The 17,173-nt window shown below is 37.4% G+C and carries 19 protein-coding genes and 2 riboswitches; all 19 genes read right to left on the bottom strand.

Going from position 1 to position 17,173, the window contains the following annotated elements; translation table 11 throughout:
• Nucleotides 1-24: 24 nt before the first annotated feature.
• The 19 genes from ribE to deoB all read right to left on the bottom strand — a co-directional run bounded on the left by ribE (nucleotide 25) and on the right by deoB (nucleotide 17,106).
• Nucleotides 25-678, bottom strand: coding sequence for a riboflavin synthase (gene ribE / locus CD003_RS10335; protein ID WP_096201041.1), 654 nt, complete (start codon nucleotides 676-678; stop codon nucleotides 25-27).
• Between the two features lie 14 nt (nucleotides 679-692).
• Nucleotides 693-1,784 (bottom strand): bifunctional diaminohydroxyphosphoribosylaminopyrimidine deaminase/5-amino-6-(5-phosphoribosylamino)uracil reductase RibD, encoded by a 1,092-nt coding sequence (gene ribD / locus CD003_RS10340; protein WP_096201042.1) that lies wholly within the window; start codon nucleotides 1,782-1,784, stop codon nucleotides 693-695.
• Between the two features lie 171 nt (nucleotides 1,785-1,955).
• Nucleotides 1,956-2,103, bottom strand: a riboswitch (FMN riboswitch).
• A 103-nt stretch (nucleotides 2,104-2,206) separates the two neighbouring features.
• Nucleotides 2,207-2,419 (bottom strand): diguanylate cyclase, encoded by a 213-nt coding sequence (locus CD003_RS10345; protein WP_257008294.1) that lies wholly within the window; start codon nucleotides 2,417-2,419, stop codon nucleotides 2,207-2,209.
• A 107-nt stretch (nucleotides 2,420-2,526) separates the two neighbouring features.
• Nucleotides 2,527-2,961 carry a peptidylprolyl isomerase gene (locus tag CD003_RS10350; RefSeq protein WP_096201044.1) on the bottom strand — a complete coding sequence of 145 codons (435 nt, stop codon included), beginning with the start codon at nucleotides 2,959-2,961 and terminating at the stop codon, nucleotides 2,527-2,529.
• Nucleotides 2,962-3,305: 344 nt separating this feature from the next.
• Entirely contained in the window at nucleotides 3,306-4,238 is a 933-nt protein-coding gene (locus tag CD003_RS10355; protein ID WP_096201045.1) for a LysM peptidoglycan-binding domain-containing protein, read from the bottom strand.
• Between the two features lie 202 nt (nucleotides 4,239-4,440).
• On the bottom strand, nucleotides 4,441-5,745 hold the full coding sequence (lysA, locus tag CD003_RS10360) for a diaminopimelate decarboxylase (RefSeq protein WP_096201046.1): 1,305 nt from the start codon (nucleotides 5,743-5,745) through the stop codon (nucleotides 4,441-4,443).
• 97 nt (nucleotides 5,746-5,842) lie between these two features.
• A riboswitch (Lysine riboswitch) is annotated at nucleotides 5,843-6,025 on the bottom strand.
• A gap of 93 nt (nucleotides 6,026-6,118) precedes the next feature.
• On the bottom strand, nucleotides 6,119-7,594 hold the full coding sequence (locus tag CD003_RS10365) for a spore germination protein (RefSeq protein ID WP_096201047.1): 1,476 nt from the start codon (nucleotides 7,592-7,594) through the stop codon (nucleotides 6,119-6,121).
• On the bottom strand, nucleotides 7,587-8,156 hold the full coding sequence (locus CD003_RS10370) for a stage V sporulation protein AE (protein WP_096201048.1): 570 nt from the start codon (nucleotides 8,154-8,156) through the stop codon (nucleotides 7,587-7,589). Before CD003_RS10370 ends, CD003_RS10365 begins: the two co-directional genes overlap by 8 nt.
• A gap of 5 nt (nucleotides 8,157-8,161) precedes the next feature.
• Nucleotides 8,162-8,512, bottom strand: a complete 351-nt coding sequence (gene spoVAE / locus CD003_RS10375) for a stage V sporulation protein AE (RefSeq protein WP_096202324.1) — start codon at nucleotides 8,510-8,512, stop codon at nucleotides 8,162-8,164.
• Nucleotides 8,512-9,534 carry a stage V sporulation protein AD gene (gene spoVAD, locus CD003_RS10380; protein WP_096201049.1) on the bottom strand — a complete coding sequence of 341 codons (1,023 nt, stop codon included), beginning with the start codon at nucleotides 9,532-9,534 and terminating at the stop codon, nucleotides 8,512-8,514. Before spoVAD ends, spoVAE begins: the two co-directional genes overlap by 1 nt.
• Before the next feature lie 18 nt (nucleotides 9,535-9,552).
• On the bottom strand, nucleotides 9,553-10,014 hold the full coding sequence (gene spoVAC / locus CD003_RS10385) for a stage V sporulation protein AC (protein ID WP_096201050.1): 462 nt from the start codon (nucleotides 10,012-10,014) through the stop codon (nucleotides 9,553-9,555).
• 14 nt (nucleotides 10,015-10,028) lie between these two features.
• The gene (locus tag CD003_RS10390; RefSeq protein ID WP_096201051.1) at nucleotides 10,029-10,451 is read right to left on the bottom strand and encodes a stage V sporulation protein AB; all 423 of its coding nucleotides are present in this window, start codon (nucleotides 10,449-10,451) and stop codon (nucleotides 10,029-10,031) included.
• Nucleotides 10,441-11,061, bottom strand: a complete 621-nt coding sequence (locus tag CD003_RS10395) for a stage V sporulation protein AA (RefSeq protein WP_096201052.1) — start codon at nucleotides 11,059-11,061, stop codon at nucleotides 10,441-10,443. Before CD003_RS10395 ends, CD003_RS10390 begins: the two co-directional genes overlap by 11 nt.
• Before the next feature lie 285 nt (nucleotides 11,062-11,346).
• Nucleotides 11,347-12,108 carry an RNA polymerase sporulation sigma factor SigF gene (sigF, locus tag CD003_RS10400; protein WP_096201053.1) on the bottom strand — a complete coding sequence of 254 codons (762 nt, stop codon included), beginning with the start codon at nucleotides 12,106-12,108 and terminating at the stop codon, nucleotides 11,347-11,349.
• Nucleotides 12,109-12,121: 13 nt separating this feature from the next.
• Nucleotides 12,122-12,562, bottom strand: a complete 441-nt coding sequence (gene spoIIAB / locus CD003_RS10405; protein WP_096201054.1) for an anti-sigma F factor — start codon at nucleotides 12,560-12,562, stop codon at nucleotides 12,122-12,124.
• A 1-nt stretch (nucleotide 12,563) separates the two neighbouring features.
• Nucleotides 12,564-12,914 carry an anti-sigma F factor antagonist gene (gene spoIIAA, locus CD003_RS10410; protein WP_096201055.1) on the bottom strand — a complete coding sequence of 117 codons (351 nt, stop codon included), beginning with the start codon at nucleotides 12,912-12,914 and terminating at the stop codon, nucleotides 12,564-12,566.
• A 204-nt stretch (nucleotides 12,915-13,118) separates the two neighbouring features.
• A complete protein-coding gene (locus CD003_RS10415; RefSeq protein WP_179295516.1) occupies nucleotides 13,119-14,276 on the bottom strand; it encodes a D-alanyl-D-alanine carboxypeptidase family protein in 1,158 nt (385 codons plus the stop codon).
• Nucleotides 14,277-14,572: 296 nt separating this feature from the next.
• Nucleotides 14,573-15,874 (bottom strand): pyrimidine-nucleoside phosphorylase, encoded by a 1,302-nt coding sequence (locus CD003_RS10420; RefSeq protein ID WP_096201057.1) that lies wholly within the window; start codon nucleotides 15,872-15,874, stop codon nucleotides 14,573-14,575.
• A gap of 50 nt (nucleotides 15,875-15,924) precedes the next feature.
• Complete coding sequence (gene deoB, locus CD003_RS10425; RefSeq protein ID WP_096201058.1) at nucleotides 15,925-17,106, bottom strand: phosphopentomutase; 1,182 nt, start codon at nucleotides 17,104-17,106, stop codon at nucleotides 15,925-15,927.
• Nucleotides 17,107-17,173: the final 67 nt, after the last annotated feature.

Genomic DNA, 17,173 nt, shown 5'->3' on the forward strand with positions numbered 1-17,173 from the left:
CCCCTTCTTTTTAACTCATTATTTTTATTTAAAACCGTGCTCTTCTAGAAAACTCGAAGTAATATTACTTTTATTTGCATTGTTATCAAAACGACGAGAAATAAATTGCTCAATATATTTACCAATTACATCACACTCTAGATTAACAATATCCCCTATTCCTTTTTCACCCATTAACGTTTCCGTTAAAGTATGTGGAATAATCGATACAGTAATTGTATTGTCTGTTACACCGAACACTGTTAAACTTGTTCCATCAAGAGCTACAGACCCTTTTTGAATGAAATACTGCCGTAATTCTTCCGGCACTTTAATTTCAAAGTAAACAGCGTTATCTAACGATTTTTTGCTAACAATCTCACCAACACCATCTACATGACCAGAAACAAAATGTCCTCCGAAACGACCATTTGCTGCCATTGCTCGTTCTAGATTAACCTTTGAACCTCTCCCTAACATTCGTAAGCTTGTATTTTTTACTGTTTCAGGCATTAAATCCACAGTAAATTCTGAGGAGGTAAAGGATGTAACCGTTAAACAAACACCGTTCACAGCTATACTATCACCTAAGTTCGTGTCAGTTAACACTTTCTTCCCTTTTATCGTCATCACAATCGAATCGCCTGTTTGACTCATTTTTTCTATTGTTCCCAATTCTTCAATGATTCCTGTAAACATATTATCCCCCCTCTTTACGACTTAGTGATCATTTCCGAAATTATTTTTATATCTTTTCCGATTCTTTCAATTGACTTTATTTCTAGGTCGACAACTTCATCCATTGTCGAAAAACCAGCTCCAGCTACCGATGTAGGAGCTAATCTACCACCAATAAACTTTGGAGCAACATACGTAATGATTTGATTAATACAATTTGCAGCTACAAAGCTACCGTTTATTTCCGCACCACCTTCTACAAATAAAGAAGAAATGCCACGTGAACCTAAAAGTCGGAGTAGCTCTCGTATTTCTATTTTTTCATTTGAGATCCTAAGTACTGTTACACCACGTTCAACTAACTCTCGTTCCTTTTCAGTATTACTAGAAGAGGATGTTACAATCCATGTATCTGCTTCTCCATCAGTAACAACATTTGCATCAAGAGGTGTTCTAAGATGATGGTCGAGAATAATTCGAATTGGATTTTTCCCACCATGTGGGAGCCTTGTAGTTAATGACGGATTATCAGCTAGTACTGTCCCAATTCCTACAAGAATGCCGTCATGTTGATGTCGGTATAAATGGACATCTTCTCTTGCCTCACTACCTGTAATCCATTTACTCTCTCCTGTATATGTTGCCGTTTTACCATCTAGACTTGTAGCAGATTTCATCGTTACATAAGGCATTTTTGTTTGAATAAAATGGTAAAAAACTTTATTTAATGCATCTGCCTCTTCTTTGAATAATCCAACTTCTACCTCTATACCTGCTTGTTTAATTCGCTCAATTCCTTTTCCCGCAACTTTCGGATTAGGATCAACTGTTGCAATAACAACTCGCTTTAGTTCTTTTCTAATAATTAAATCTGCACACGGCGGCGTTTTTCCAAAATGGCTACAAGGTTCTAACGTAACATATATTGTAGCCCCTTTTGCCTTTTCCCCTGCCATCTCTAATGCATTAACTTCAGCATGAGCTTCACCTGCTTTTAGGTGTGCTCCCATACCAATAATTTGTCCATCCTTAACAACGACTGAACCAACCAAAGGATTAGGCGTTGTTTGTCCTGCTGCACTTTGAGCCAATTGTATTGCAAGCTTCATATAATCTTTGTCATTCATGAGCCAAGAACCTCGCTCTCTCGATTGCACTTATATATGTTATGTTATTTTATCACAACAAAAAGCCCCATTAGAAATCTCTATGGGGAAGAAAAGCATTTAAAAGTAGGCAACTCAAATAGCCCTTTAGAAGACAGACTTCACCTGTCACTCTTACCTTTCAAATAACTTGCTCTCCTTCTCCCATCCAGACTTTAACTGTCGGCCCTGGAGTTGCACCAGATCCACCGCTTTTCAAAAGAAAACCGGGTCACGGACTAAGAGGTATTACTACCTCATCACCGCCGGTAGGGAATTTCACCCACCCCCGAAGGAAATTATTATATTGTGTTAAAGCACTATCTTACTATCATTCTATTAAAGAAATATCCTTAATTAAAGGAATAATACCATTTACCAAAGAATAATGCAAATATTCAACATCAATCTCTATTTTTGTTGAAAACTGTTGTTCTATTTCTGCCATCAGCTTTAGACTGATAAAGGGCAGAATCAGCTCTTTCTATTATCGTTTTTGGGTGGATATCATCTGACTGAAAACTAGAAACACCTAATGAAATTGTAATTGGTTTTCCTGATGGACTTGGTGTTTCTGCAACTTTAATTCGTAGACGTTCAGCAATAAATTCAGACAATACGTTTTGTATATCTGTAACTCTTTTATGTGATTGAAAGAGTATTTAACGACAAAAAAGCCCACTATGAATTCGCACTCATAATGGGCTTGCTTAATATAATTATTTTACTCTTCCCAAACCTTGACTTCACTCATTACGTCTCCTTGTTGGATGCGTAATACTGTATCCATACCTTCTGTTACTTTACCAAAAACTGTATGAACACCATCTAAATGTGGTTGTGGCTCATGAACGATGAAGAACTGGCTTCCACCAGTATCTTTACCTGCATGTGCCATTGAAAGAGAACCAGCCTCATGCTTATGAGGGTTTCCTTCTGTTTCACATTTAATTGTGTAACCAGGACCACCAGTACCATTACCTGTTGGACAACCACCTTGAGCAACAAAGTGTGGAATTACACGATGGAAAGTTAAACCATTATAATAACCTTTATTAGCTAATGTTTCAAAGTTTTCAACTGTTCCAGGCGCTTCCTCTGGGTATAGTTCAAACGTGATTTTTTCTCCATTTTCAAATGCAATACTACCTTTTTTCATTATGTATACCTCCTAATATTAAAAGCTCGTCTTATTGTACTACAAACTATATGTAAAAGTGAAATAAGAAAGACAACTTTAATATGTATAGAAAGTAATTAGCTATAGTAGCTCTTCCTCACAGTAAAGAACAAAACCGCAAAAGCGGTATTTGTTTGAAGCAATGTGCGGAGCCACTACCTTGTGTTGAGCTTAACAGCAAGTGCTTTTCTTGCTGTTAAGCGTGTAGTGTGCGCAGCCATTGCTCTTTTTTGATTATCCACATAAATGTATTTTTAAGTTTCTAAATCATTAAAAAAGATGAAAAAAGGTATAATTCATCCTTTTCTCACCCTCGTTTTATCCTATTGGAGCTTTAAACTTTGTCCTGGAAAGATCGTTGATGTTGTTAAATTATTAATCGTCATTACTTCAATAATAGACATATTATACTTTGTTGCTATGAGCCATAATGATTCACCAGCTTGAACAACATGAAGTTTTTCAGTTGTCACAGTTGTTGGCTTTTGAATAAATAATGATTGACCTGGATGAACTACAGTACTAGTTAATGAATTCCAGACAATGATTTGGTCGATACTTACACCATATGTACGACTTATCGTCCAAAGGCTGTCACCTGGTGCAACTGTATGAACGTTCATTTTCGTGTTTGGACTCTGGCTAATTTGATTCGGCCCAACAATAGTTAATTGTTGTCCTACAAAAATTGTATCTGAATTCAACTGGTTCCATTGCTTTAGCTGTTCAACTGTTATTTGATGACTTCTAGCAATGAGGAATAGTGTATCCCCTGCTTTTACCGTATAAGTAGTTCCTGAGTTTGAAGAATTTTCATTAGATATTACACGAGTTGCCGAAACAAATCGTGCTTCCCAATAAGGTGAAAATGGACGAGTAATATGTACCCCTTGACTTGAAGAAGCATGAATCATTTCGTTGCTATTCATATAGACTCCTAAATGATTAATTCTTCCATCAAAGTTTGTGTCATAAAAAATAAGATCTCCTTTTCGTAAGTCCCCTTTGCTTACTGCCGTTCCAACTCGCGCTTGATCTTGACTAACCCTTGGTAAAGTAATCCCATGTTGGCCAAAAATATAGGCTGAAAACGAAGAGCAATCAAAGCTTGACGTATTCCCGAGTGGTGCTCCATATTGATATGGTGTTCCTATGTATTGCTTTCCTGTTTCTACAATTCGGTCTGCTACATTTGATGCAAACGCTTTCGTAGGAATGAAAAGTACAATAAGTAGAAGCAAAAGTAGTTTTTTCATGATGTCTTCCCTCCTAACTGAATCATACTGCGAATATTATCCAACTTCACTAGTAGATTACTAGGGAAAAAACGTATAATTGGTAATAATCTAGTAAAAGCTCCATTTCTGTAAATCTAATTCCATTACCTGAGTTGATTTGAACAGAAAAAAAGACAGTATTACGAGGTTGTCATTACCTGTAATACTGTCCTCTATAAAGTTAGCGAATTGACTTGTCTAGACGAAGTAAATCTTCATATGACTCACGTTGAATTGCGAGCTTCGCTGTTCCGTTTTCCACAAAGACAACAGCCGGTCTCGGGATACGGTTGTAGTTATTTGCCATCGAATATCCATATGCTCCCGTACAGAAGACAGCCAAAATATCTTCATGTTTTGCTTTAGGAAGTGGAAGATCCCAAATAAGCATATCTCCACTTTCACAGCATTTACCCGCAATGGAGAACTTGCTATCAGCTTCATCTAATGCACGATTTGCAAGAATCCCCTCATACTCCGCTTGATATAATGCAGGTCGAAGGTTATCACTCATACCACCATCAACTGATAGATAATGACGAACCTCTGGAATTTCTTTTTCAGAACCTACTGTATAAAGAGTCGTCCCTGCATCTCCCACTAATGATCTTCCTGGCTCAATCCAGATTTCAGGTACATCTATACCTAATTGATTAGATTGTTCTTTCACAGCATCAATTGTGGCATTCACATAGTCTGAAACAGGAAGTGGCTTATCTCCTTCGATATAACGAATACCGAATCCACCACCTAAATTTAATACTTTAGGGATATAATTTAATTCTTCTTTCCATTTCTTCACGTGAGTAAAGATTTTTTCGACAGCCATCACAAATCCTGTTGTTTCAAAAATTTGAGAACCAATATGACAGTGAAGACCTAGTAACTCAAACTGCTCTTTGTCTTGAATTCGTTTAATCGCTTTATCAACCTGACCACTTAATAAATCAAAACCGAACTTAGAGTCTTCTTGACCAGTCGAAATATAATCGTGAGTATGCGCTTCTACACCAGGTGTCGTTCGAAGTAATACTGAAATTTTCTTTTGATGACGTTCACTTGCTTGCTCGAGTAAGTCTAATTCGTAGAAGTTATCAACGACGAAGCAACCAATTCCCGCTTCAACAGCAAAATCAATTTCTTCCTTGCTCTTATTGTTTCCATGAAAGTGAATTCTCTCCATTGGAAACTTAGCCGCAACAGCTGTATATAACTCTCCTCCAGAAACAACATCTAAGCTTAGTCCAAGGTCATCAACTAACTCTATCATAGCAATGCAGCTGAACGCTTTGCTTGCGTATGCAACTTGAGCTATTACTCCTTGCTTTTTAAAAGCCTCTTGAAATTGATGTGCTCTTTCTCGAATTAATTCCACATCATACACAAATAAAGGCGTACCAAATTCATTTGCTAACTTCACTGTATCAACTGAACCTATTTCTAAATGCCCAAGTTCATTTATTTTACTAGTACCATGTAAAAACATATTCTTCTCTCCTTAATAATGTTCATTAGAAAAGCAGCTAATGTATAAGGAACACTAGCTGCTATATAGAATATAGAAAGCAATAGTAACCTCAAGTCATAAGAATAGTACTCCACTATAATAAACACTATAGTGACAGTCCGTTACTTATTTAGTAACGACCCAGCAATAAAAGATTGTGGCATCCTCTTTCACTTCGGCAAGTTGACCTTCCCATTCGCTTCACAGTTACCACAAACTCCACAAATGTACTTTTTCACCTTGCACCTCTACCCCATCGTTTTGACGAGGCTATTCTTTATTTGGAATGTCAATTATTATCCCACTCTAACACAAAGAAGAATGAGGAGCAAGCCTCATTCTTCTTTCAGTATTACGATTGTTTAATTGGATCTTTAGGACCAACAATACTTGGTCTCTTTTTAATATTAGGTACTGATGTACGTACAAGTATTTGCCAGAATGCAGCTGGATCAAATGGTAGGAATGGCCACATATAAGGCTTATTTAATGTTTTAATGCTAACTAATAGAAGGAAGAAAATCGCTGTCGCAATAATAAAGCCGGGTGCTTGGAAAATAGCAACGACAATGAGTAGTAATAAGCGAACGACTTTCAACGCAATCCCTAACTCATAACTCGGTGTCGCGAACATCCCTATTGCTCCTAGTGCAACATATAAGATAACTTCTGCTGTAAATAAACCAACTTGAATGGCTATATCACCAATTAATAATGCAGCTACTAACCCAAGGGCGGTTGCTAATGGAGAAGGTGTATGGATCGCAGCCATCCTCAAGAGCTCTATCCCAATTTCAGCAATAAATATTTGAGCAAATATCGGTACATTTATGTCATCATTGGGACCAATAAAATCAATCGCCTCTGGTACCATGTCTGGTGTCATAACCATTAATAACCACAAAGGTAAAATGAATAATGAAATAACAATACCTGCAAAACGAACCCATCGTAGAAACGTTCCAATAGCAGGTGCTTGACGATATTCTTCCGCATGCTGTACATGGTGGAATAACGTTGTAGGAACGATGATAACACTCGGTGACGCATCAACGGTAATAACGACATGACCCTCTAATAAATGTGTAGCTGCCACATCAGGGCGTTCCGTATAACGAACAAGCGGAAATGGATTAAAGCCTTGTTTTACTATATACTCCTCAACTACCTTGTCCGCCATCGTTAATCCATCAATATTAATTGCTTTTAGTTCTTTTTTTATAATATCTACTAAATCTGGATCAGCGACATCTTCTAAGTATGAAATACATATATCCGTCTTTGAACGTTCTCCTACCTGCATAATTTCATTTCGGTAACGTTCATCCCGAATTCTACGTCTTGTTAATGCCGTATTTTGAATGATGTTTTCCGTATATCCATCACGAGCACCTCTTACAACTCGTTCAGTATCAGGCTCGTCAGGTCCTCTACCAGGATAGCTTCTAACATCTACAACAAAGGCTTCGTCTTCCCCTTCAACTAAAATAAATATGAGTCCTGAAAGCATTTGTGAAATGGCATCGTCTAACGTATCAACAAACTCTACTTGTACATGTGTTAGATGATTTTCAATCGCCCTCTTCACATTGTCTGGCTTTTCTTCCCTTGAGTCGACGAGCATTAATTCTCTTAGTACTTCAATGATATATTGAATATCACATAAACCATTTGTAAAGTAAATTTGGATTTCTTTATCAAAGATCGTTAATTTTCTTACCCCGACGTCAAAGCTTTTCCCAATTCCAAGCCTGGACTTAAGAGCAACTTCATTCTCTATAATTTTCTTTGAAATAGGCTGTTTCATTTTCTCTTGCTGCTCACTCATGATTTCCGCTCCTTTCTAAGATAATCTCCACTGCTTTCCTGGTGATGGGAGCGCCTTTTTCCGGGACATCTTGACCAGCCATCTTTCCAATATCACCGACACCTACAACAATAGGTATGTTCATTTCGTCCAATATATATACAGTATCTCCATCAATTCTACCTATTTCCAAATCTTGCAATCCGTTTTTGTCAACTCCATACTCAGTTAAGTTTCCATACCTATCAATGCTTACATCTACCTTCGTCCATTCCGAGAAATGTGTCGTTGACGCAACAGCAATTGCACCAAGTACTTCTATTGATGAATCATTTGCTACATAGCGCATAGCATGTTCACCTGGCCCTTCCCGTTGAAAGCCACAATCATCAAACATAACTAGAACAGGTTCAGTAGGAGCTTTATGAATCAGCTCTACTAACTCTTCACCTGATAACCTTGAAGGGTTCCCTCCTGAGCTCGTTATACAACGGCCACCTATTTGTTTTGCAACGATTTGAACTGCATGTTTCGCTGATTGATCGCCGTCCGTAATGAGAATGACTCGCTTTTTTTCACTCACTACTTTCACCCCCTCGGTTTGAATACAATTGCTACTAAAAAACCAAATAATATTGAAGTAGAAATCCCTACAGATGTAACCTCGAAAATTCCCATCCCTACTCCTAAAAATCCATATCTCTCTGACTCAGCCATCGCCCCGTGAACGAGTGAATGTCCAAAGCTAGTGATTGGGACGGTTGCACCTGCCCCGGCAAAGTCAATGAGCCTATCATACAAATGAAATCCATCTAAAAGTGCTCCGGCAACAACTAAGGTACTCATCATATGAGTTGGCGTTAGCTTCAGGACATCTAGTAAAAGTTGACCTACAATACATATAGTTCCACCAACAACAAAGGCAATTACATATTCCATCATGAATCTATCACCTCAGACTCTAAAACAACTCCATGAGCAATACATGGAATCGATTCCTTTTGTTGCATCATTGTAGGACTAAGAAGTGCTCCTGTAGCGACAACAAGCATTCGTTTAATCTTGCCTTTTTTCATTTCATTCACCAAATGACCATATGTAACAACAGCAGGACATGCACACCCACTGCCTCCAGCAAAAATATTTTGATCTTGGCTGTAAATCATCACACCACAGTCTTGATAATTATTATGGAGGCTAATCCCTTGTTCTTTTAATAACATTTTGACAATGCCACTACCAACTCTTGATAAATCTCCTGTCACTATTAAATCGTAGTCTTCTGCTTTTCTACCTGTATCCTGTAAATGAGCAACAATTGTGTCGCAAGCTGCTGGAGCCATAGCTGAACCCATATCAAATGGATTTTTAATTCCTAAGTCAACAACTTTACCAATTGTAGCCTCACGTATTTTTATCCCTAATTGACCTGGTTTTTTGCTTATTAAAGCTGCTCCTGCTCCTGTCACTGTAAAAGTAGAGGATTCTGGTCTCTGTCCACCAAATTCAGTAGGATACCTGAACTGTCGCTCAGCAGTGGCATTATGACTACTCGTTGCAGCTATTATTTTATTTGCATAACCACCATCAACTAAGACTGATCCCATAGCTAATGTCTCAATAGCTGTTGCACAAGCTGAAAACATTCCTAAAAAAGGAATTCCCATTGATCTAGCAACATAATTCGAAGTCACATTTTGATTTAATAAATCTCCTGCAAGAAAAAAGTCTATTTCTTTTTCTTTGAGATTTTGTTTTTGTAAACATGAGTCAATTGAATCCATTAATAATTTTCGTTCAGCTAGTTCCCAGTTGGCTTCACCGCAATAGAGATTATCATAGCTCGTATCAAAATCTTCTTTTAACGGCCCTTCTGATTCAATTGGACCTACAGCTGTACCCGTTGAAGTGAGATAGATTCCGTCTTCGAATCGCCATGTTTGATTACCAACGAGCTTCACATCGCTCTGCCTCCTTTGTTAGCTAATTAGCGTTTGAACAAGTAGTCTTGTGAGTCCTACTAAATAAGCTGACACAACACCAAACACAATAACCGCTCCAGCAATTTTGAACATATTCGAGCCTATCCCTAGAACAAGTCCTTCACTTTTATGCTCAAGAGCAGCGCTTGCAATCGCATTAGAAAAACCGGTCACCGGAACAGCTGAACCAGCACCTGCAAATTGACCTAACCTATCATAGACACCTAGTCCTGTTAGAAGCGCCGCTAGTAAAATAAGCGTCGCAATCGTAGGACTTGTAACTGTTTTTTCGGTAAGGTCAAAGACTCTAATGTAGAAATTTGATATTCCCTGTCCTATTGCACAAATGGCTCCGCCTATTAAAAAGGCTTTAAGGCAGTTTAGAAGATAGGGTGTCTTCGGTTGATATGGCTTTATTTTCTTTTGATACTCTTTTATTTTTTTCTTCTCAGCATCCACATTCTTCACTCCTTTTACATATCAACGAAATAAATCCAGTGAAATAAAGACCCACATATTTTCCCTAGAACTATCGCCATTAATAAATAAATTATTTTCTCAGCTACACCTATTCGCTTTGCAAGAATTGGAAATACGTTTAGTACTTCTGTCAGCGCGGCTGCAAGTAACCCTATAAACATCCCGGAAGCAAGACCAGTTGGGATAAGTAGAACTCTCCATAAATATAAAATAGAATCTTGTAAACTTACCCACGCTCCTATTAATGCGCCGATAATTATCGCTGCTTCATAGTAATGAATGAACTTACTTGTTTTTGATAATTGTGTAAGTCTTGGCACAATTCCTAATACTGTTAGAAACGCCACAAACCCAGCTCCAACTGCGAGCCCTCCAGAAAGTCCAACAAACATGATTAAAAACGATTTAATCACCATGTAACTTGGTTTCACTTTCACTATTTTCATGAGAAATAATGTATTGGTCTAGGTTTTGTTCATAATTGAACATTTCAACTTCAAGAGGGCTTGGTTCTTCATTCAATCGTTTACGAAATATATGATTAAAGAACAAAATCATACCGAGACCTAATCCTATTGAATACGGTATTTGAAATAGCAGTGGTTTAGGGTTTTCTTCACCTGTGATTGCCATATGAATTTTTTGATGAACCTCTTGCATACTCACATCTTCATGAAAATTCATAATCGCTAAACCTGCCCCTACAAATAACAAAAACCATATGAGGAGAAAATAAACGAGTGCAATTTTCTTTTTCTTAAATATGACTTGTAAGATTGCTTGTGGTGGACCTATAGATTGTACTTCTGTCCCTTGTCTTTCTCTCTGAATAATACGAATAAGCTTCATTACATCAATGACTACAAAATTTTTATCTTCCACTGTAACTTGATGAATCGGTAAACGAACGATAAAATCTCGTAAGTCTTTATCTGTAATGACCTGTGCAACATCCCCAATAGTCACTCGTTGATTAGGTACAACTTGAACTCGATGCCTCATGCGAAGGTACACGGTTTTATTCATTCAACAAGCTCCCCCCAATTGCAAGAAACGTTTTATAAAATAATGGAGAATGGCTAATGGCGAATTTGAATACCATATTCCTCTATATTTTCTAGTTAGGTTTAGTATGGTTAAATAGTGGATTTTCATTCTGAAAGAAAGGGGGAAAATCAATTGTTAATGTGTAATTGTTAATTTCTAATTTTTTAAAGCTTTCTTTCATCCCTAAATTCCCAAAATATTTTAGCTCTCTTAATTAACCATTAACAATTACGTTTGCTAAAAAAAAAAAAAGCAAACGTGCAACTATAAGTCGCCCATTTGCTCTTTAATTTGTTCCAATATTTTCTTTTCGAGGCGTGAAACTTGGACTTGCGAGATGCCGAGTCTGGATGCTACTTCTGATTGGGTTTGGTCTTGGTAATACCGTAGATAGACTATTAATCGTTCTCGTTCTTCTAGATGACGGATTGCTTCTTTTAAGGCAATTTTATCAAACCATTTGCTTTCCGAGTTATCAGCAATTTGGTCTAAGAGTGTGATTGGGTCACCATCATTCTCGTACACTGTTTCATGTATAGATGATAGAGAACGACTTGCCTCACCAGCAAAGACCACTTCCTCTGGCGTGATTTCTAATTGCTCTGCAATTTCATTTACGGTAGGAACACGTCCAAATTTTTTTGAAAGATCGTCCTTCACCTTACGTATTTTGTTTCCTAATTCTTTAATGGACCTACTTACTTTCACTGTTCCATCATCTCGAAGGAAACGCTGAATCTCACCAATAATCATTGGTACTGCATAGGTGGAAAACTTAACATCATATGATAAATCAAATTTATCAACCGACTTAATTAAGCCAATACAACCAATTTGAAATAAGTCATCTGGCTCATACCCACGGTTTAAGAAGCGTTGAACAACACTCCAAACTAACCGTGTATTTTTATTAACAATTAAATCTCTCGCATCTTGGTCACCAGCTTGACTTTTTTCGATTAATTTCTTTACTTCGTCATCTTTTAGATAGGCATCACTTTTCTTACCTTTTACCTCCACATCCATAAGCAGAACTCCCTTAATTGCACATTGCTTTACTTTTTGATAGATGCTTTTTCAAATAGACAGTCGTCCCCATTAAAGGCTCCGAAATGACTTTAATTTCGTCCATGAAATTTTCCATGATCGTAAAGCCCATTCCTGAACGCTCTAATTCTGGTTTCGTTGTGTACAATGGCTGTCTAGCTTCGTCCAAGTCATTAATTCCTACACCTTCGTCTTTAATTGTTAATTCTACGATTCCATTATCTAAACTAACTGAAATATACACCATACCGTCTTGTTGGTTATAATAACCGTGAATAATTGCATTTGTTACTGCTTCAGAAACAACTGTTTTAATTTCTGTTAGCTCATCCATCGTCGGGTCAAGTTGAGCAACAAATGCACCTACAGTTACTCTCGCAAAAGATTCATTTTGACTTAAAGCAGAAAATTTCATTTCCATTGCGTTTTTCATATTACGCCACCCCCAACGTTTCTAAAGCAAATTGTTCACTTTCCTCGAGTCTGACAATCTTAAATAACCCAGACATCTCAAACAATCGCTTTACCGTCGGAGAGATTGCACAAACAACCATTTCTCCACCAATATTTTTCACTTGTTTATAACGACCTAAAATAACACCAAGCCCTGAACTATCCATAAAAGATAATTGTTCTAAATTTAATACAATATGTTTTAATTCGTTTTGTTCAAACTGTCTCTCAACTTGTGTTCTTAAGTTTTCAGCTGTATGGTGGTCCAATTCTCCTTCCAAACGAACTAGGAGAACGGAACCTTTACATTCAAGATGAACCGATAAACTCACCAATCTTCACTCCCTCTATGTTTGTTTCGGCGCCAAGAAGAAGACGCCCTTTATTTTCCTGTATGAGAGAGTTTCGATAAACAGAGGGGTCAGTCCTGCTCGCTGACAAAACTAGTGCTTTTTTGCGAAAACTAGTCTAAATTCGCAAACATAAATATTTAGATTTTGAAATTAATAATTCATCAATCATAATTAATAATTACATTAGTTCCCTGCTACCTTACCAAACGTTCGTTTAAATAGTTGCCACCAAGTTGCAGCTTCCACATCTTCACTAGCGACTAACGTAGTTTCTGATAAAACTTTTCCTTCTTTTTCAATCACTAAAGAACCAATAGGCTCACCTTTTTTAATTGGTGCTTTCAAATCTTCTTTCAGTTCAACTTTTTTTGTAGCATCATCTATTTTTTGGCCCTTTTTAGTTAAAATTGAGACAGGCTCGCTCGTAACAGCGGCAACTATTTTTTTCTCACCTTTGCTTACTTTTACTTCAGCAATTTCTTGATGACGCTCATATAAACTATGAGTCATATATTGACTGAAAGCATAATCAAGCATTTCAGTTATTTGGCTATTTCTCTTTTTCGGTGTTGGTGCGCCCATAATAACACTAATAACTCTCATATCATTTTTTGCTGCTGTCGCAGTTAAGCAGTATTTTGCTTCACTTGTAAACCCTGTTTTCAATCCATCAACACCTGGGTAAAAACGGACTAGCTTGTTTGTATTTACTAACCAAAACTCATCTTCAGTACCTTGACGAAGATAATCTTCATAGATTCCTGTGAATTTTGTAATTTCTTCATATTTCAATAATTCTTTTGAGATAAGTGCCAAATCTTTCGCTGTTGTATAATGATTTTCAGCCGGTAATCCGTTTGAATTTAGGAAATTCGTATTAGTTGCCCCTAATTCCTCTGCCTTTTCATTCATCATACGAACAAATTCTTCCTCGGATCCTGCAATATGCTCTGCCATTGCAACAGACGCATCATTACCAGAAGCAACAGCTATCGCTTTTAACATATCGGATACTGTCATTTCTTCACCTGGCTCAAGAAATACTTGTGAACCCCCCATAGATGCAGCTCGTTCACTCGTTCTTACTTTGTCATCCCATTTAAGCTGTTCATTATCGATAGCTTCCATAATTAAAAGCATCGTCATAATCTTCGTCATACTAGCTGGAGGAAGTGGTTCATCACTATTTTTTTCAAATAGAATCGTACCAGTATCTCTCTCCATTAATATAGCCGATGAAGCATCTGGAGCTAATTGGACCCCTTCTGTTGCTCCTACTGTTGGTACAACAAGTGTGAAAATAAACATTAGCGTAAACAGACTAGCCCATAATTTCCTCATATCGCAAACGACCTCCATTGTTTTTTTATTATATTGTTCTTTCCAATTCTAGATTTTCTATACATGATTTTTCATTTAAAAGTAATTTTTACCAAATATGTTCACTCAGTAATATGTTGAAGCTACTACAACCAAAACAAAATAAGAGTCAAGGAATCCTTACTCTCCTTGACTCTTATTATTTTGAAACATCCTGGCCTATTCTATTGTGGTAATGGCTTCACTCACTATGCGTCATAATAGGAGAAAGCACTCCTAGTATGACTTAAAAGATTACAGTGGCCCCGCTCATTCCTTTATTTAATTTCGTCATATATAAGTGTTGGTTTAACCGTAGCATCCTTTGTAAATGAATAGGAATTTAAAATGATTTCAACGACATTTTGAACGTGTTCCGTATTACTATGAATGGTTGCTATCGTTTCGTTTTCTTGTACTTTATCTCCAATTTTCTTTTCGAGCATAATACCCACTGCTAGGTCAATTGTCGAATCTTTTGTTACTCTCCCTGCTCCAAGCATCATCGCACCTATGCCAATTTTATCTGCAACAATAGATGAGACATACCCATCTGTAGGTGATTTCACTTCAATCTGATACATCGCTTTCGGTAACTTTGTTGGATTATCAACAATCGTTGGATCCCCACCCTGTGATGCTAAAAATGTACGGAGTGTATCTAACGCTTTTCCTGATGAAATTAGCTTCTCTAGCTTCTTTCTAGCCTCTTCAACTGAAGAAGCCTTTTCAGCTAGATACACCATATGGCTGCCTAACGTTAAACATAACTCTAATAAATCCTCAGGACCATTTCCATTCAACGTATCTATCGCCTCTTTTATTTCAAGAGCATTCCCAACCGCTTTTCCAAGGGGCTGGTTCATATCAGAAATTACGGCCATTGTTTTTCTACCTAGGTGATTGCCGATTTCCACCATTGCTTCTGCAAGCTCACGAGATTGGTCAATTTCTTTCATAAATGCTCCTGAACCAGTTTTTACATCTAATACAATCGCATCCGCACCAGAGGCAATCTTTTTACTCATAATCGAACTAGCTATGAGTGGTATCGAATTGACGGTCGCAGTAACGTCACGTAGACCATAGAGTTTTTTATCTGCAGGTGTCAAATTGGCACTTTGTCCAATAACAGCTACTTTATTTTGATTTACAAGGTCAATAAATCGTTCATTTTCAAGTTCAACAGTTAAGCCAGCAACTGATTCAAGCTTATCAATTGTTCCACCGGTATGTCCAAGCCCCCGACCAGACATCTTTGCAACTGGCACACCCGCTGCAGCGACTAAAGGAGCTAAAACGATGGTTGTTGTATCACCAACTCCACCTGTAGAATGCTTATCAACCTTTATCCCACTAATCGCAGACAAATCAATTTGATCACCTGATTCAACCATTGCCATTGTTAAAAAAGAACGTTCTTCTGTAGTCATTCCTTTAAAGAAAATTGCCATTGCTAATGCTGACATTTGATAGTCTGGAATTTCTTCATCCGTATACCCTTTTATAATAAATTTAATTTCTTCATTAGATAGCGCAAGTCCATCACGTTTCTTTTCAATTAAATCAACCATTCGCATTCCTATCACACCCTTCTGAAGAAAAGCTGTATTACTATTTTTGCTTTCACTTAAATATCCTTCAAAAAACTCTTTCCATGCTTTGGCACATTAACTTTGAAGTTATCAGCAATTGTTGCACCAATATCTGCAAATGACGTTCTAACCCCTAAATCTTTCGCTTCATTTTGTCCTTTGTAATGGACTAGCAGTGGTACATACTCTCTTGTGTGATCTGTACCTGGATGCGTTGGGTCATTTCCATGATCCGCAGTTATAATTAGTAAGTCCTTATCTCGTAACCTGTCTAAGACTTCTTTTAAACGACTGTCATATTCTTCTAAAGCTTGACCGTATCCAATCGGATCACGTCTATGCCCAAATTTAGCGTCAAAGTCGACTAAATTTAAAAAGCTTAAGCCTGTAAAATCTTTTTCGAAAGAATTTATGATTTTATCCATACCATCATCGTTAGAAATTGTACGGATTGCTTCTGTTATTCCTTCCCCATCGTATATATCAGAAATTTTCCCCAGAGCAATTGAGTCTAATCCACCGTCTTTCAACTCATTCATTACCGTTCTACCAAAAGGTTTTAACGCATAATCGTGGCGATTCGCCGTTCTCATCCATTCCCCTTGGATACCTAAAAATGGTCTAGCAATAATTCTACCAACCATATATTCTGGAGCAAGAGTTAACTCCCTTGCTTTTTTACAAATCTTATATAGTTCATCCAGTGGGACTATTTCTTCATGTGCTGCTATTTGAAGGACTGAGTCTGCTGACGTATAGACAATCAAAGCACCAGTATCCATATGCTCCTTACCTAACTCATCTAGAATTTCAGTGCCAGATGCAACTTTATTTCCAATAATTTTTCGACCAGAGAATTCTTCTAACTCTTTTATTAGTCCATCCGGGAACCCATCAGGAAATGTTCGAAAAGGCTCCTTAATATGTAAACCCATAATCTCCCAGTGACCTGTCATTGTGTCTTTTCCATTTGAAGCCTCTTCCATCTTTCCAAAATGAGCGATTGGTGCCTCTACTTTCTCTATTCCTTTAATTTCGCGAATATGACTTAGACCAAGTTTCGCCATATTTGGCATCTTCAGTCCATTCATTTTTTCTGCGATATGTCCTAACGTATCAGATCCTACATCGTTAAAATCAGCAGCATCAGGCGCTTCTCCAATACCTACAGAATCTAATACAATTAAGAATATACGGTTAAATCTATAGTCAGACATAAAAATCCCCCTACTGTTGTTTGTTATTATTACTATACCCGGAAATTCAGTTATGAATTATGGGTTT

This window comes from Bacillus sp. FJAT-45350, assembly GCF_002335805.1.
Taxonomy (GTDB): domain Bacteria; phylum Bacillota; class Bacilli; order Bacillales; family NISU01; genus FJAT-45350.

Bases quoted from the DNA above. Each gene is read 5' to 3' on its own strand.
- deoB (WP_096201058.1), bottom strand. From the start codon at position 17,106: ATGTCTGACTATAGATTTAACCGTATATTCTTAATTGTATTAGATTCT.
- spoVAE (WP_096202324.1), bottom strand. From the start codon at position 8,512: ATGGAATATGTAATTGCCTTTGTTGTTGGTGGAACTATATGTATTGTA.
- ribD (WP_096201042.1), bottom strand. From the start codon at position 1,784: ATGAATGACAAAGATTATATGAAGCTTGCAATACAATTGGCTCAAAGT.
- CD003_RS10415 (WP_179295516.1), bottom strand. From the start codon at position 14,276: ATGAGGAAATTATGGGCTAGTCTGTTTACGCTAATGTTTATTTTCACA.
- CD003_RS10355 (WP_096201045.1), bottom strand. From the start codon at position 4,238: ATGAAAAAACTACTTTTGCTTCTACTTATTGTACTTTTCATTCCTACG.
- CD003_RS10350 (WP_096201044.1), bottom strand. From the start codon at position 2,961: ATGAAAAAAGGTAGTATTGCATTTGAAAATGGAGAAAAAATCACGTTT.
- lysA (WP_096201046.1), bottom strand. From the start codon at position 5,745: ATGTTTTTACATGGTACTAGTAAAATAAATGAACTTGGGCATTTAGAA.
- CD003_RS10395 (WP_096201052.1), bottom strand. From the start codon at position 11,061: ATGAATAAAACCGTGTACCTTCGCATGAGGCATCGAGTTCAAGTTGTA.
- CD003_RS10365 (WP_096201047.1), bottom strand. From the start codon at position 7,594: ATGAGTGAGCAGCAAGAGAAAATGAAACAGCCTATTTCAAAGAAAATT.
- CD003_RS10390 (WP_096201051.1), bottom strand. From the start codon at position 10,451: ATGGTGATTAAATCGTTTTTAATCATGTTTGTTGGACTTTCTGGAGGG.
- ribE (WP_096201041.1), bottom strand. From the start codon at position 678: ATGTTTACAGGAATCATTGAAGAATTGGGAACAATAGAAAAAATGAGT.
- spoIIAB (WP_096201054.1), bottom strand. From the start codon at position 12,562: ATGAAAAACGCAATGGAAATGAAATTTTCTGCTTTAAGTCAAAATGAA.
- CD003_RS10420 (WP_096201057.1), bottom strand. From the start codon at position 15,874: ATGCGAATGGTTGATTTAATTGAAAAGAAACGTGATGGACTTGCGCTA.
- sigF (WP_096201053.1), bottom strand. From the start codon at position 12,108: ATGGATGTGGAGGTAAAAGGTAAGAAAAGTGATGCCTATCTAAAAGAT.